The following is an 18,930-nucleotide window of genomic DNA, read 5'->3' as shown; positions in this document are numbered from 1 at the left end:
TGAGGTGACAACATGCCCATTACGAATCGATTTTCTACCACCACTAACGGCGCACTCGCTATTACAGGAAATACTTTAGGCTTAAGTAAAATTAGTAATCAAAACCGTGCTGGTACAATCGGGGCAATTGGTGCATTCGCAACTACGAATACCGCTTTACAAGTACCTACTTTTCCTGCTGGTACAACGTTAAACTATACACAAAATAGTTCTACCGCTCTTTTAAATATACCTGCCGGTAGTACAATTCTTTACGCAGAACTCGTTTGGGGTGGAAACTATTTATCTCGTGATCAAAACATTACGAGTGTATTAGGAAACCCCGTTTCTTTTACAACACCTGTTTCAACATACTCGATTACCCCTTCATCCGTTACAGCTTCTAATCAAACATTCGTTTCTGGATCAGTCACATTTGGATTTTATACGCGTTCAGCAGATGTAACATCACTCATTCAAGCTGCGGGAAGCGGTTCTTATACGACTGGATCTGTTCCTGGACTTGTGGATCCTTTAGATGCTTCTAATGGGGCGATTAATTCAGCTGGATGGACGCTTATCGTTGCTTATCAGAACGGAACATTACCCGCAAGAAACTTAACGATTTATGTAGCAGGCAACCGTGTTTCTGCAGAAACTGGTAGTGCCGATGTATCTGTTTCAGGATTTTTAACACCTTCCGGAGGACCTGTAAGCGGGAGATTGTTTTTAAGTTCTACCGAAGGAGATGCTGACTTAACCGGGGATCAAGCTTTGTTTGGACCAAATTTCAGTTCATTAAATGCTTTATCTGGGCCAAATAATGCTATAAATAATTTCTTCGGTTCTCAGGTCAATAATGCGGCCGGAAATTTAGATACAACCGGGACATTTGGAACACGAAATCAAAGTGCTTCTACAAGCACAAATATTTCCGCAGGTCGGCAAGGGTGGGACATTACTTCTATTGATATTTCTCCTTATTTAACAAACTCTCAAGTGTCCGCAGCAATCCGTTTAACAACTAACGGAGATGCATATATGTTAAATACAGTCGGATTACAAATTAATATAAACTCGCCTAACATACAAGCAACGAAAAGCGTAAATAAAAGTGTTGCGGCAATTGGAGACATTCTCACTTATACAGTTACTATCCCTAACACCGGACTACTTCCTGCTAATAACGTTATTTTTACAGACATTCTCCCTAACGGTACTTCCTTTATACCTGGCACTGTAACAGTGGATAATGTCCCGCAAACAAATGCAAATCCGGCCGCTGGTATATCTCTTGGAACAATTAATAATAGTGCTTCTCGTACAGTAACTTTCCAAGCAACCGTCGTTTCTCTTCCAAGTCAAAACCCTATCTCTAACACCGCTACTATCACATTTCAATATACACCAATTGCTGGAGGAACAACTTTTAACGGTCTTGCAACAAGCAACTCTGCAGGAACACAAATTAACCTCGCAGATATTAATGGAACAAAATCAGTTAACAAAATCTTTACTGACATTGGTGATACATTAACTTACAGTATTGCCTTAGCTAATATAGGAAATATCACTGCAACGAACGTTATATATACGGATCCGATTCCTAGCGGGACTACTTTCGTTCCAGGAAGTGTAACTGTTAACGGAATTACGCAAGCTGGAGCGAATCCCGCAAATGGTATATCAATTGGGTCTATTGCTGCTAATTCTACAACTACTATTTCATTCCAAGTACTCGTTCCATCTATCCCCCAAACAAACCCCATATTAAATAGTGGAACAACAACATATCAATATACTCCTATACCAAATCAACCGGCAGTAAGCGGGACTGATACGACGAATATTGTCTCCACTCAAGTGAATAATGCTACTGTAACAATGACGAAAGCAGTAGATAAAAATTTTGCAGATATTGGTGATACACTAACGTACACCGTTTCCTTTACAGGTACAGGTAATACAAGTGCAAACAATGTTATTTTTACAGATGCCATTCCTAATGGAACAACTTTTGTTCTCAACAGTCTAACAATAGATGGAACGACACAAGTTGGAGCAACTCCCGCAAACGGTGTAAATATAGGATCCATTCCTACTGGTACGACAAAAAACATTTCATTTCAAGTAGTAGTAAATACAATTCCAGCGTCGAATGTCGTATCTAATGGTTCAAGTGCTTCTTATCAGTACACTATCAACCCTAGCCAATCACCCGTTACAAAAAACATTTCTTCTAATCTCGTTTCTACTCAAATTAACAATGCGAATGTAACAGTATCAAAATCAACAAATAAACAGTTTGCTACAATCGGCGATACAATTAGTTATACAATCCTTATCTCAAACAGTGGAAATACAGCTGCAACGAACGTACAACTAACAGATCCACTTCCAAATGGGACAATATTGACTCCAGGTACTGTAACACTAAACGGTGTTTTGCAAAATGTAAATTCTCTCGTTGCTTTGCCTATTGGCACAATTCCCGGCGGAGCTACTTTTACGCTTTCTTTCCAAGTAACTGTCATCAATATTACCGCCCAAAATCCTATCATTAATAATGCTTTCGCTTCTTATTTATACACTGTAAATCCTAGTCTGCCACCAAATTCAAAAACAGCAAATTCTAATTCTGTTACATCAACAATTAGATTAGCAAACCTTCAAGCTACTAAATCTGTAGATAAAACGTTTGCAGAAGTTGGAGATATATTGACCTATACCTTCGCTCTTACAAACAACGGAAATGTTACGGCAAACAATGTATTACTATCCGATTCAATAGCGAACGGTACTTCCTTTGTACCGAACAGTGTTATAGTTAACGGTGCTACTCAGCCGGGCGCAACACCAGCTAGCATCAATATCGGTAGCATCAATGCTAATACTACAATTACAGCTTCATTCCAAGTAGTAATCACTAGCATTCCAAACCCAAACCCTATTTCGAATAGTGCCTCCATCTCTTATAACTTTATTGTTGATCCAAATGCTTCACCTGTAAGTAAAAACACAACTTCAACTACTACATTTACGCAAGTAAACGATGCAAATGTCATTTCAGCCAAAACAGTGGATAAAGGGTTCGCTACTGTAGGGGATGTATTAACTTATACCGTTACTTTGACGAATGCAGGAAGTGTTTCTGCTGATAGTCCTATTTTCGTAGATACGAATCCAGACGGTACTACCTTTATACAAAACACTTTCCTTATTGATGGTATACTCCAAAATAACGCCGATCCAAATGTCGGTGTTCCGTTACCTTCCATTCCTGCTAACGGCTCACTTACCGTCTCTTATCAAGTAACTGTCACCTCTTTACCAACACAAAACCCAACATTAAATTCATCTAGTACACAGTATAGTTTTATTTTAAATCCGGGCGATCCACCAACTATAGAAACATCTTTAAGTAATACTGTAAGTACACAAATTAATTTAGCAAATGTAGTTATTGTCAAACAGGTAGATTTAACTATTGCTGATGTTGGGCAACCAATCACATATACCATTGCCCTAGCTAACCCAGGAAATACTCCAGCGAATAATGTAGTTGTTACCGATATACTCCCTTCTGGCACAACTCTCGTACCAAATAGTACTTTTATAGGCGGTGCTTTACAGCTAGGTGCAGACCCAAGTACCGGTCTTCAAGTTGGGACAATTCCTGCTGGCGGATTTACAACGATTGTTTTTCAAATAAGCGCAAGTAGTTTGCCTACACAAAATCCAATTCAAAACAGTGCTGCACTGCAATATAACTTTATTGCTGACCCAAATTTACCTGCTGTTGCGAGAAATGCTACTAGCAATATAGTAACGACTCAAATTAACACCGCTAATATTGTTGCTACGAAACTAACAAGTACAAATTTCGCTGATGTTGGCAATGTCATAACTTATGCAACGATTTTAACGAATAACGGCAATATCCCTGCCTCCAATGTAACGTTTTCAGATATCATTCCAGCCGGTACCATCTTCCTTCCTAACACTGTAACGATTAACGGTGTCCCCCTAGCTAATGCAAACCCTGCTAATGGCATTTTAGTTGGTACGATAGGAGCGAATTCATCACGTACTGTTTCATTCCAAGTTTCTATACCAACTATTCCTAGTCCAAATCCGATTACGAATCAATCTGGCACAACATTCCAATACACGTACGATCCATCCAAACCTGCTGTAATACAGATGGTTGCTTCTAACACTGTACAGACAACTATTAATAACGCCTCTATTACAGCTGTAAAATCTGCAGATAAACAGTTTGCGAACGTAAATGATATGATTACGTACACGACTACTTTAACGAATAGCGGAAATACACTTGCATCAAATGTAATATTTACAGATGTAATTCCAAACGGGACATCATTTATTCCTAATAGTGTAACAGTAAACGGGAATACACTCCCTAATACAAATCCAGCAAACGGAATTGCAATCGATCCAATAAACCCTAATACAAGTGCAACAATCTCATTTCAAGTAATAGTAAATTCCATTCCTAGTCCAAATCCAATCCCGAACCAAAGCAATACAGCGTACCAATATGTCATAGATCCTAACTTACCTCCAGCATCCGCCAATGCGTTAAGTAACGTAATAACAACTCAAATTAATAACGCTACAATCGTCGCTACGAAGTCAGTAAATACACCGACAGCTGCAATTGGGGATATCGTTACTTATACGATTGCCGTTACGAACACAGGAAATATTCCTGCTAGTGCTACAGTTTTAACAGATGGACTTGGTGCTGGCGCGTCCTTTATCCAAAATTCAGTAACTATCAATAATGTTCCTCAGCCAGGCTTAGATCCATCACTTGGTATTCACTTGGCAGATATTCCGTCAGGAGATACTGTATTCATTACTTTTCAAGCACAAATTTTAGCGATACCACCTAGTGGCACATTAACAAATAACGCTCTTGTAAATTATGAGTATACCGTGAATCCAAACCAATCACCTGCTGTTGGTAGCACAATTACGAATACGACGGTTACTCCGATTATTGATGCTACTCTATCTATAAATAAAACTGTCAATTCAACATTCGCTACTATTGGAGATACACTTACTTTCACTTCTACCGTTACAAATACAGGTAATACTACCGCAAACAATGTTATTTTTACAGATTTAATTCCAGATGGTACAACGTTTATTCCAAATAGTTTTACGGTAAATGGAACAACCATTCCTAATGTAACTCCACAAAACGGTATCAATATCGGTAACTTGAATGCAAATGCATCAATTACACTCAGTTTTCAGGTAAACATTACAACGATTCCAAATCCTAATCCAATCCCTAACAAATCATCACTTCAATATAGCTTTATTGTAGATATAAATGAACCGCCTGTTTCACGAACAGTTCAATCCAATAAAACTTTTACACAAGTAAATACTGCTTCCGTTATCGCAACAAAAACTGCAAGCAGTGCATTTGCTGCTGTTGGAGATACAATTACGTATACGACTATCCTCACGAATAGCGGAAATACTACCGCAAACACACCTGTTTTTATCGATATATTACCACCCGAACTTTCATTCGTTCCTGATAGTGTACAAATTAACTCCATCCCACAACTTGGATTTAGGCCAGATAGCGGAATCTCTTTAGACGCAATTCCAGTTGGAGGAACGATAACAATTAGCTTTCAAGCTATCGTTGGCTCAATACCAGCTACAAATCCAACATTGAACCAATCTAGCACAACATACTCTATCATTGTTGATCCTACCCAGCCGCCGGTGACGGAAACAGCTACAAGTAATCCAACTTTAGTGCAAATTAACGAAGCAATCATTCAAGCAACGAAAAGTGTGGATCGACTATTCTCTGACATCGCACCTGGAAATTCCTTTTTAACGTATACTGTTTTATTAGAAAATATAGGGAATGCAACTGCTACGAATATCATTTTTACAGATCTGATTCCAAACAATACAGTATTTATAGAAGATAGTGTTCGAGTAGGCGGAGTTTTATTACCTGGGGTAAATCCAGCGAACGGGATACCGATTGGGGATATTATTGCAGGAGATTTTATAAACGTTACCTTCCGTGTGCAAGTAGTTAGCATTCCAAATCCAATTTTCACAATCGGACCTAGTGGGCCAAATTCACCGGTTGTAAACGGTGCTTCTATTGATTATCAATTTATGACAGGACCTAATTTACCACTTGTTTCACGAAATACGACATCCAATTCTGTTTCAACACAAATAAATTCTGGGGAAATTGTGGCAATCAAATCTGTAGATAAAACTTTCGCAACGATTGGCGATACAATTTCTTATACAATTACATTAAGTAACCCTGGAAATGTCACTTCACAAAATATAATTTTCACGGATACTTTACCCGATGGGACGACATTCATATCTGGCGCTCTTACAAACGATTCTGGTACACAGCAAATCGGAAATCCATCTAACGGGATTCAGATTGGAAATATAAACCCAAATGGAACGGTCGTGATTACTCTCAACGTACTTGTTACAAACATTCCAAGTATAAATCCAATTTCTAATTTTAGTTCTGTACAATTTCAGCATATTGTTAATCCAAGTCAACCAGTTATCACTCAAACCGCTTCATCTAATACCGTTACTACGACAATAAATAGCGCCATATTAACTACTACAAAAAGCGCTGATAAATCCATTATTTCTGTCGGTGATACGATTACGTATAAAACTACGATTACAAATACAGGAAATTCGACAGCGAAAAACATAACATTTACAAGCGCTATTCCAGCTAACACTACATTTATACCAAATTCAATCACAATCAATGGTGTTCAGCAACTTGGTGCACAGCCAGCTCTTGGAGTAAATATACCAAATATCGCTCCTGGTGAAACAGTAACCGTTACTTTCCAAGCAAATGTTCTTTCTGTTCCCCCTTCAAGTTCAATTATGGGTAATGACACAATTTTATATTCTTATACTGTCGATCCAAACGGAACTCCTATTACAACTTCTACTTCAACGAATATCGTTACAAACCCGGTACTAGATGCTATGATAACGATGGTGAAATCTGTAGATCAAACACTTGTAACACTAGGTGATACCATTATCTATACGACACTTTTGACAAATAATGGTAATTCAAACGCTACGAATATTACTTTCACTGATCTTATACCAAATGGTACAACGTTTATTACTGATAGCGTTACAATAAATGGCATCACACAAATCGGGCTCAATCCTAATACAGGTATAACAATCGGATCAATTGCTCCTAACAGCTCAATATCTATAGCATTTCAAGTTACCGCCACTTCTACACCAGCCCAAAATCCTATTGCCAATTCCGCTACTGCTGCTTACACATTTATCGCTGATCCAAATGCACCGATTGTTTCAAGAAATGTTACTTCAAACACAACATTTACTACAATTAATACAGCTACCATTCTTTCATCTAAACAAATTGATAAAGCATTTAGCCATATCGGAGACACACTCACTTACACTGTCACTTTAACAAACAATGGAAACTCATCCGCACAAAATGTTATTTTCTCAGATACAATACCGAGCGGAACTACATTTATTACAAGCACATTTTCTATTAATGGAATTCCCCAAATTGGTGCGGATCCATCCAATGGTGTAAATGTCGGGACTATAACAGCTGGGAATACAATAACAGTTTCATTCCAAGTTACTGTAACATCATTACCAACCGAAAACCCAATTGTAAATTTCTCATCAACATCATATCAATTAGTCTCACCACCTGATCCAGAAACTTCAATTAGCAATCCTGTTTCCACACAAATTAAAGAAGCTATATTATCTATGACTAAAAACGAAAATATATCCTTTGCAGATATCGGGCAAACTGCTTTTTATACTACTTCTATTTCCAATATAGGAAATACGGGGGCAACTAATATAGTATTCACAGATGTATTACCAAGTGGAATCACTTTTGTTCCTAACACATTAACTGTCGATGGTGTTTTGCAACCTGACGCGAATCCAAATAATGGTGTATTACTTGCAGCACTTCCACCAAATGAAATATATAGTATCGTCTTTCAAGTTACAGTGAACAGCATTCCCCCTATTAATCCAGCACCGAATACAGCATCAACGACATATGAGTTTATTGTTGATCCTGTTAACCCTCCAGTATCGAGTTCAGCTACTTCCAACACGACGCTTCTTCAAATAAACAACGCAAATATTATAAGTACAAAAACAGCAGATCTTACCTTTGCGGATGTTGGTAATACAATAACATTTACACTTAATCTCCCTAATACCGGGAATGTGACTGCAACCGATGTTACCGTTATCGATATACTTGATAGCAATTTAAGTTTCGTTCCAAATAGTTTCACAGTTAATGGGCAAACCATTCCAAACGCTGATTTATCTACTGGTGTAAATATCGGTTCCATTAATGGTGGTGATGCGGCAATCGTCACATTCCAAGCAACTGTTACTACACTTCCAACACTGAATCCTATTTCTAATTCTGCTTCTATCACATATCATTATGTCGTTGATCCTAGCCAATCACCTATTACAACTTCTAATCAATCTAATACAACGACTACACAAATTAATAGCGCTATCCTTACTGCACAGAAAAATTCAAATGTGTCAACAGTAAATATTGGGCAAGATATTATCTACTCCGTTACCATTACAAATAGCGGAAATGTTAGTGCAACAAATGTTATTTTTACCGACCTTATTCCAGACGGAACTTCATTTGAACCGAATAGTTTTACACTTAACGGAACTAGCATCCCAAATGCAAATATCATTACAGGCGTCCCAATTGGTGATATCGCGCCAAACCAATCTGTCATTGTGGTATTTAATATTATCGCAGATGAAATCCCGCCTATAAATCCAATTACGAATCAAGCTAGCCTTAGCTTCCAGCATATCGTTAACCCTGCTAATCCATCAGTTTCAAAAAATATTACTTCTACTACTGTTTCAACCAAAATCGAAAGTGCAATTTTAAAAACAATTAAAATCGGAGATAAAGCTTTTGCAACGATTGGTGATACGATTACGTATACAACTACGATTACGAATACAGGAAATATTCCAGCTAACAACGTTATTTTCTCAGACCCTTTACCTTCATGGACACAATTTGTTGCAGGATCAGTTGTTGTTGACGGTACTTCATTACCATCCGCTTCTATCATTGATGGTGTTGGCATAAATACAGTCAATCCAGATCAAACTGTAACAATCATATTCCAAGTTCAAATTGTAAGCAATCCGACAACATTCACTCCTGAACTCCAGAACTTAGGATTTGTGAACTTCCAATATAACGTAGGCAATGCATTACAGGCTCAGCCTGGCAACGTGGAAACGAACGTCTTCGTTACTTCTATTAATTCAGCAATACTTTCAGCTGTAAAAACTGCTAGTACAGCCTTTGCAAATATTGGCGACACGATCACTTATACCGTTTTAATTCAAAATAGCGGCAATACAAATGCTACGAATGTAAATTTCTCAGACCTCATTCCAGCAGGAACGACCTTTGTTGAAAATAGTTTTACTGTAAATGGAAATACCATTCCAGGTGCAAATCCAAATAGTGGAGTTACTATCGGAACCGTTAGCGCGGGTAGTTCCTTAACTGTTACTTTCCAAGTCATAGTTACATCTACTCCACCTTCAAATCCAATTACAAACGTTGCATCTATTCAATATGCATTCATCGTTGATCCGGCGGCTCCTCCTGTTACCGGCACAATAACTTCTAATAGCGCTTCAACACAAATTAATAACGCGACTGTTACAACTATTTTAGAGGCAAATCGAACAATCGTATCTATCGGCGATGTCATTACGTATACAGCAACATTAACGAATACTGGGAACTTCCCTGCAAACTCTGTATTACTCATTAACGGTGTTCCTGAAAGGGCATTATTTGTTCCAAATAGTGTCACGCTTAACGGGATTTCACTTCCAGATGCAAGTCCAACTCTCGGTATTCCAGTTGGTATTATCGCACCAGGTGATTCTGCTACGATTACGTTCCAATTTCTTGCAAACTCTATTCCACCGCAAGGAGCAATTATAAATCAAGCACTTACAAGTTACACGTATATTGTCGACCCAAGTCAACCTCCAGTTACAGCAACATCTTCATCTAATACGGTAAATACAGCTGTCGTTGATGCATCGTTATCCGCAATTAAAAATACAGATTCTCTCGTGCAATCTACTAACGGTACAATCACTTACACTGTAGTCGTTCAAAATAACGGAAATACTACGGCAAATACAGTTACTTTAACAGATTTAGTACCAGAAGGAACTGCATTCATTCCTAATAGCGTAACCATTAATGGCGTTTCAGCCCCAGGTGCCGATCCAAACGTAGGAATCCCCTTAAACGCCATTGCACCTTCAGAAATCGTCACCGTCACATTCCAAGTTATCGTTCAATCCATTCCAAGCGTCAATCCAATTTCTAATATAGCTCGTATTGACTATACTTTTATCGCCGATCCAACTGCTCCTATCATCTCTCGAACCATTACGTCTAATCCAGCTTTCACACAAATTTCGGATGCGAATGTTCTTTCTTTAAAAGCAGTCAATGCACAACAAGCGACAACAGGGGATATTTTGACCTATACGATAACACTAGAAAATACCGGAAATATTCCAGCTACTAATCTATTATTTTCAGATACGATTCCAGAAGGGACTACATTCGTAGACAATAGTTTTACACTTAACGGAACAGCTATACTTGGTGCAAATCCAAATGCAGGTGTTACTTTGCCTAACCTAGTAGCAAATGCTACTCACCTGATTTCATTCCAAATTCTAATTAACGATTCATCCTCGCAACAATCGATTACAAATCAATCTAATACAACATATACAATTCAACCAGACCCAGGACAACCGCCTATTACTGAAACATCTACAAGTAATATCGTCATTACAAATTTCGTTCTAGCACAATTGACAGTTACAAAAACGTCCAATCCAATAACTGTAGATATTGGCGGAACTATACTTTATATTTCTGAAGTGAAAAATATCGGCAATGTTGACGCAATAAATATTATTTTTACAGATTCTATTCCAGCTGGGACTACATTCGTTCCAGACAGTGTCACAATTAACGGTGTTCTTCAGCCTGGTGTAAATCCAGAAAACGGAATACCAATTGGAACGATTTCACCAAACAGTTCCAACACAATACTATTTCAAGTACAAACGAATAACCCACCAACTGAAACCGAAATTGTAAATCAATCATCTGTAAATTACCAATATGTAAGTATTCCTACAGCTTCACCAGTGAATCGCACTGCAAATTCTAATATCATAACAACATCACTTCAAAATGCAAATATTATTTCTGTTAAACAAGCAGACGTTACTTTCGTAGCCATCGGGCAAAATATTACGTACACAAATACACTACAAAATATAGGAACTGTTCCAGCTAACAATACGGTGTTCATTGACAACATTCCAGAAGGTACTATATTCATTGAAGATAGCTTATCAATAAATAATGTGAGGCAGCCTGGTGCGAGCCCTGAAAATGGTGTAACTCTCGGCACGATACAACCAAATGAAACAATCACTATTTCATTCCAAGTACAACTCACAAGCATACCAGAGGGCAATACAGTCACTAACATTTCAGACACTTCGTATGAATACCAAATTGAGCCTAGTTCCCCTATTATTCAGCGTAGATCGTTATCAAATGCAGTAAATACTGAAGTGCGGACGGCAAATGTTAGTGCAATTAAATCCACTAACAGATCTATTACACGCATCGGTCAAATCATCACATATACAATCGCAGTTACAAACGCTGGTACAGTACCTATTACAAATACTCTCCTCATTGACGCAATTGCCGCTGGCACCACATTCGTTCCAAATAGCATACTTGTAGATGGCATACCAAGGCCTAATGAAAATCCAATTACCGGAATCACCCTTGATATTATCCTTCCAAACAATACAATTATCGTTACATTCCAAGTAAATGTAGTCTCTACACCTTCTCAAAATAACATTAATAATATCGCCGTCATCCACTATGAGTATCAGCCAGACCCAAGCTTACCACCAATTTCAGAAACGACATCTTCCAATACTACAAATATACAATTTATTGATGTGATTCTTATCGCTACAAAATCCGCTAATACAGTATTAGCTAATATTGATGAAACCATTAAATATACAGTACTCATTCAAAATAACGGATCCACTACAACTAACTCCATCTTTTTTACTGATATTATAGAAGATGGAACAGTATTTATTCCAGGGAGTGTAACAGTTAACAACACTGTACTTCCTGCAGCAGATCCAAATATCGGCTTTTCCATTCCTAATATTACGCCAGGTCAAGTAACTACAATAACGTTCCAAGTTTCCGTTACGAATTTACCTGCTGTAAACCCAACACCTAATACTGCAAACATCGTCTACGACTTTATTTTCAACCCTGACTTTGCACCAATTCAAAAATCTACTACTTCCAACACTACTTTCGTTCAAATTAATGACGCTGATATCGTTTCACTGAAAACTGTTGATTTGACCTCTGTAGCAATTGGTGAAATTTTAACTTATACAACAACTTTAACGAATACAGGAAATACGGATGCTACTGCTGTTATGTTTACAGACAATATCCCTGATGGAACAACCTTTATAGACGGTAGTGTGTTAGTAAATAATATCCCTCAGCTTAACGCGAATCCAAGTTCCGGTATACTTGTAGGAACGATTGCTCCTAACGTTTCTATCCCAGTCACATTCTCCGTTACTGTGGTATCTCTTCCAGCTAGCAGTCGTATCCAAAACCAATCAACTTCTCGTTATACAATTAATGGCGAGGAACAAATATCAACTAGTAATATTACCTTCACTGAAGTTATTTCTGCTAATGTACTCGCTATAAAAACAACGCCTATCCAATATGCTGACCTACAAACGATTATCCCTTACACAATTTCCATTACAAACAATGGGAATATACAAATAGAAAACATTATTGTTACAGATATCATCCCAGCAGATACGAGCTTTATAGAGAATAGTGTTATTGTAAATGGTAACGCTCGTCCAAATGACAATCCACTTAGCGGGATACAAATTGACAGCATTCCGCCCAATACAACAGCAACTATTCTATTCCAAGTACGGGTTACTTCAATTCCGCAAACAAATCCAATCTCTAACACGAGTACAATTGAATACCAATACACGTTACCGAATCGACCACCTATTACCGAAACTATTATTTCATCAGCTGCCGTAACAACAATTAAACATGCGACTTTGAATAGTAATAAAACTGTTGACCTAGCATTTGCAACAGTCGGTGATACGTTAACGTATACGATTACGCTCAATCAAACTGGTAATGTTGCAGCAAATGATGTAGTCATTCAAGATATGATTCCTCAAGGTACTACATTTATAGAAAATAGCGTCATTGTAAACGGAGAAACTCTTCCGGGAGTTAATCCAGTAAGTGGTATACCAATTGGTCCTATAACTGTTGGCGGAAATGCTATCACTTCATTCCAAGTAACTGTAACTTCTATTCCGACACCAAATGAACTCACCAACCAAGCAATCACTACTTTTAACTATATAGTCAATCCAAATAACGTACCTGTTACAAATACAACTACAACAAATACTGTCACAACAACTGTCCAAAATGATGATGTCATTGCGATAAAAGCTGTTGATTTCACGAGCGCCTTACCTGGTCAAACTTTAACGTACACCATTACCATTACGAATAATGGTAATATCACTATTGAAGATCTTCTTCTAGTAGACACAGCACCAGTAGATACGACATTCGTTATTGGTAGTGTTACGATTAACGGAATCAATCAACCTAATGAAAATCCTGAAAATGGTATTACGTTAGGAACTCTTGCTCCTAGTGAATCTGTTATTATTACGTTCCAAATAACAATATCTTCTTCTACTCTTCAACCTACAATTAATAATGATGCTTCTGTTTCCTATACCGTCATCATTGATCCAACAAAACCACCTATTACAATTACAAAACAAACAAATATCGTTACAACGACAGTCATTGATCCGATGGTTCGTATTGAAAAAACAGCTGACAAATCTATTGTCGTTATTGGAGATATAATTACATTCACATTAGCAGTATTTAATCACTCCCCAATTCCGACAATCAATACTTCTGTTATAGACACAATTCCGGCTGGTACAACATTTATAGAAAATAGCGTAACAATTAACGGTACTCTGGTACCAACTGTCCGTCCAGACACTGGTATGAATATCGGCGCTTTACCTGCTGGCTCAGTAGCAACGATAACATTTCAAGTGCTCGTAACTTCTATTCCTTCAAAAAATACAATTATAAATTCTGCAACAGTTACAGCCACTTTCCAATTGACACCACAGGATCCGATTATTACTTTCGTTGTTAATTCGAATATTGTTCGTATACCAGTTCAATTTGTAACTGCGACAGTCACGAAAAACGCTTCCGTCAGCTCTGCTTATTTAAATCAATATTTTGATTACACGGTGCGTATTACGAATACTTCGGAGATTTCACTCTTAAATATTTCTTTACAGGATACTATTCCAGCAGGTTTACAATTTATAAACGGCACTGTCTCCATTAACGGTGAACACTCTCCACTAGCGAATCCGAATATCGGTTTCCTAGTCGCTACTAATTTAGAACCAAACGAAACAATTATCGTGTTATTCACAGTACAAGTGATAAGCCCACCTGTTACTAATGAATTTAAAAATACGGCTACTATTTCGTTACAACTTCAAGTCTCGCCTACCGACCCACCAATCACAGTATCTGTTATAAGTAACGAAAACATCGTCACCTTTGTTCCAGAAAATCCAGATGAAACACTTCCAAATTTTAATTGTTTCTTTGATGGTGAACGCTTCATACGGATTACTCCTCGAAATGTACGAAATTACCTTTGGACTTGGATTTGGCGGGATTAAATGAAACAAAAAGAGATTGTAGTTTGGTTGAAACCAAATTACAATCTCTTTTTCATTCTCTTTATCGTACTGCTTAATAACTCATCCAAGCATTTATAACCGAGCATCATCTCAAGTTAATTTAGTCGTAATAAGTTGGCCAGCCTCATTAATCGTTACTTTCCATTTCGCTCCACTAGCAGTCTTCATGACGATACCTTTACTTGCTTCTATTTCAATATCTCCAAACATTCTTCCGCCTGTTGTCGCTAACCAAGCATTTCCATTCTCCATAGAAGACCTCGCAAACATACGATTAATCCGAAAACGTTTATGGTCTTGAACGTAACCACTGAGTGTAATTCTTACTTTATATAGTTGACTCGCCTTCATATTCGATATAATTGTATCGCCTACATTTAATGGAACATCCGATGCAACAACCCAATTTCCAGCTGCACTTAATGCATACTCAATTTTAATTTTCTTCGGGCTCTCTCCCCACCCAAAATACATGCCAAAACAATTCAGCATTTGGATTGGATTTTTCGTAAAATCTAGTTCAATCACAACTGGATTACTATCTGGAACATCGATATAGTTTACACTTTGTTCATCTATTAAATTAAAACAATTTGCAAGATTCCCACCGTAAGGTAATTTCCCACTTGCTTGCTTAACAGTATACTTCTGCTGAGCATTTACTAATATATCATCTTGGTTCCCTATTAAATGTGGTTTATTTAACGTAATTGGCAACTGAACCCGAAGAGATTCTTCATAGGTAGACTTACAAACATTGTATTGTCCTTTATCGACAATCGTTGTGGAAAGTAAATTCGAAAAAAGATAGTTACGATGCGAATTAGAAGAAAATTCAATGACAATCGGTTCGCTACTCATCCGGTACGTATCCCAAATCATACAATCAAATGTATTATAGGCACCCGTACAACGAATTACTTTTTTCGTTTGCTGTCTACATTGTACTTGAATATCATGAAATGTATTGCCTGAACTTTCATTTGGCAAATCACTATTTCCATCTACTTCAATCCCATACTGACATCCATCAATAAATATAGATTGAAATACATTTGCGTTAATCCAGCAAGGTGTATTTATATCATCTATAAATTCTGTCTTTAAATGTATTGCAGTTTGAAAGTTTTTAATTTGAATAAAGTTAACTTGAAAAAAACTAATATAGTCCCATGCTTTTTGACAATAAAAGTGTATAGCCTTTCCTTTATATGACGACGTTGCATTTAATATATTTATATTTGATATAAGAGAGTGATTAGGAACTTCTATTTGTTGTGAACCAGAAACATACATAACTGCAGATTGAAACAGTGGATTTATAACTTGAAATGTACCACCTGTTATAGACGCATTTTGTTGCAGTTCAAACGCATTAAAATCTCCATCAATTTGCAACGTAACAGTAGGATCCAGCTCTAATCTTACGTTTGATTTAATAACAATCGGCTTTACAATTTTGTACGTATTTACCCCTGTAATTCTAACCGTCGAAATTCGATTCGCTACACAATAATCTATAGCTTGCTGAATTGCTAATGAACTATCATTTCCCGAGTTTGGAACTGCTCCAAAACAATCAATATGAACGCTATTTTCTGGTGCACAGTCTTCTTGGGAAGAAATATATTCTGACAAAATAAATTCACTCCTCATATTACCTTTTTCATATAATATGTGAGTTTTATCTTAAAAGTTTCTATAATAAAAAAACAAACGACTTCTACAGTCATTTGTTTAATTCATATAAATCTTTCGTTTCTTCTATCATTTTCGTTAACGAGAAATATCTCTCTGCTTTCTCTCGTGCTTTCAGTCTAATACCATTCACCTTTTCTTCATTCTCTTTTAATTCCTCGAGCGCACTTACGAACTTAAATTCGCAATATTCAGATAACAAAACACCTGATTCTCCATCTATTACCGCTTCATTTATTCCGCCGACATCTATTGAAATAATTGGTGTTCCTGTGGCCATCGCTTCAATTACCACCATCGGAAACACTTCACGAAAAGATAATAAAAGTAGGGCATCCATATTTCCTATAAATCTATGTGGTTCCGAAATATTCCCTAACATCTTTACATTTTGCTGCAATCCATACTTTTCTATTTCTTTCATAATAGACTCTTTCTCTGGTCCATCACCAGCAATATAAAATTTAAAATCATCTCTCTTTTTCAACACATTTGCAATTTTCACAAATAGTTGATGGTTTTTTTCTTTGGATAATCTAGCTAATATCCCTACATGATAAGTAGATTCTGCCTTTTTCTGCCGAAATAAAAACTTTTCAATATCCACACCGTTATAAATCGTCTTTATTTTTTCTGCAGCTACATGCATTGAAATTAAATTATTTTTTTCAAACTCACTTACTGTAATAATATTGTTCACATATTTATTCATGAAATAACGAAAAAGAATTGGCATTTTCTTTTCTAATATCGTTACATTATGTTTCGTATACAAAACCTTTATCTTTTTTTTCATAAACTTTTGAAGTAGAAATGAATATAAAACCATTCGTAAACTATTTGCATGAATAATTTCTATCTTTCGATCACATATTTCTCTTCGCAAGTAATAAATATTTCTCAAATGATTCCATCGACTAAGCAACATGAAATTTTCTTTTCTAGTAAGAGATTCATATAGTTCTCCATCACCTGCAGCTGTATAAACTGTAAAGTTCTCATCACGCAAATTGCTTTCCAATTTACAGAAATAACTTTCAGCTCCTCCAGTTATCAATTTGTCTGTCATCAACAATATATTCATAATTGCGTCTTCCCAACTACATTGATTTTATTTTTTCTATAGGCATGAAAAGCATACTTACTAAAATAGTAAAAAATTTGCACCGCATTTAATCGTTTTTGTTCCTTTAATAATTTCCAATACCGAAAAGCCGCTCTCATTTTATTTCTCGAAACAGAATTTTCTACAATTCTATACTTCGCTAACACTTGCTGTATTCCTTTCGCTTCATGCCCTTCATGTAATAAATTTAGCCATAGCGCTGTATCTTCCGGCTGCACATTAGGCATTTCAATACTGGGAATTTTTTCCCGATCAATCATTACTGTTAAACAACCGATAATTGTATTTCCTGCCAAATGATGATAGTCAACAGATTTTGGTACATTCACTTCTCGATTTAGTTCATTACCTTTTTCATCGATTAAACTATACGATGCATACGAAAAGGCCGCATTCATTTCTTCCATAAATAACAATTGTGTCTTCAATTTATTTGGCAACCATATATCATCGCTATCTAAAAAAGCAATATATCTTCCTCTCGCCTCTTCAATCGCTAAATTCCGAGATTTCGCAGCACCAACATTTTCTTTTAATGATATTAGCCTAATACGCGAGTCCCCTTCTATTATCTCTTTAATTTTTGCAGCAGATTGGTCAGTTGAAGCGTCATCAACGATAATCATTTCCCAATTTTCATATGATTGATTTTGTACTGATAAAATCGTCTCACCTATAAATCGTATACTATTATAAGAAGGTGTTATTACAGAAACATGAGGCGCCTTATTATGTGCTGATAGACATTTTACCATCTACCTTTCCCCTTCCTTCATATATTGAAATGTACTTCACAACCATTGCTAAAAATAAAAAGAACGCTTCGTTAATAATGAGTGACAATGACATCATCTGAAATAAAAATCCAATCATAGTCAATAAAAGATACGGTTTTTCACGAAATAGAGTATACTGCGTTAATTTAAACATTAATATGCATAAAAAAGCGCTATATAAAAGAAAACCAATTGTACCCGATTCAGACAAAATTTCTAAAAATGTATTGTGCACATATAATTTTTCATTAAATTGAAACTCAT

General features: G+C 36.7%; 4 protein-coding genes and 1 pseudogene. 1 reads left to right on the top strand and 4 read right to left on the bottom strand.

What is annotated here, in order from left to right:
* Positions 1–12 precede the first annotated feature (12 nt).
* Positions 13–15,045, top strand: a complete 15,033-nt coding sequence (locus MR079_RS02770) for a DUF11 domain-containing protein (RefSeq protein ID WP_242293463.1) — start codon at positions 13–15, stop codon at positions 15,043–15,045.
* 111 nt (positions 15,046–15,156) lie between these two features.
* Here the strand turns inward: MR079_RS02770 and MR079_RS02765 are convergent, their stop codons facing one another.
* The 4 genes and pseudogenes from MR079_RS02765 to MR079_RS02750 form a co-directional block, all read right to left on the bottom strand.
* Entirely contained in the window at positions 15,157–16,704 is a 1,548-nt protein-coding gene (locus MR079_RS02765; RefSeq protein ID WP_242293462.1) for a glycoside hydrolase family protein, read from the bottom strand.
* A gap of 91 nt (positions 16,705–16,795) precedes the next feature.
* Positions 16,796–17,848: a glycosyltransferase family 4 protein gene (locus tag MR079_RS02760; protein ID WP_242293461.1), complete on the bottom strand. Its 1,053-nt coding sequence runs from the start codon at positions 17,846–17,848 to the stop codon at positions 16,796–16,798.
* Entirely contained in the window at positions 17,845–18,645 is an 801-nt protein-coding gene (locus MR079_RS02755) for a glycosyltransferase family 2 protein (protein ID WP_242293460.1), read from the bottom strand. The genes MR079_RS02760 and MR079_RS02755 overlap by 4 nt, the downstream gene beginning before the upstream one ends.
* Positions 18,620–18,930: pseudogene (locus MR079_RS02750) on the bottom strand (O-antigen ligase family protein); the annotation flags it as partial. The gene MR079_RS02755 and the pseudogene MR079_RS02750, both read right to left, overlap by 26 nt.

It is taken from the genome of Bacillus cereus group sp. BfR-BA-01381 (genome assembly GCF_022663555.1).
Lineage (GTDB): Bacteria > Bacillota > Bacilli > Bacillales > Bacillaceae_G > Bacillus_A > Bacillus_A pacificus.
Note: the sequence above shows the minus strand (reverse complement) of the source record. Positions and strands in the feature narration are given on the sequence as shown.

Bases quoted from the DNA above. Each gene is read 5' to 3' on its own strand.
- MR079_RS02770 (WP_242293463.1), top strand. From the start codon at position 13: ATGCCCATTACGAATCGATTTTCTACCACCACTAACGGCGCACTCGCT.
- MR079_RS02760 (WP_242293461.1), bottom strand. From the start codon at position 17,848: ATGAATATATTGTTGATGACAGACAAATTGATAACTGGAGGAGCTGAA.
- MR079_RS02755 (WP_242293460.1), bottom strand. From the start codon at position 18,645: ATGGTAAAATGTCTATCAGCACATAATAAGGCGCCTCATGTTTCTGTA.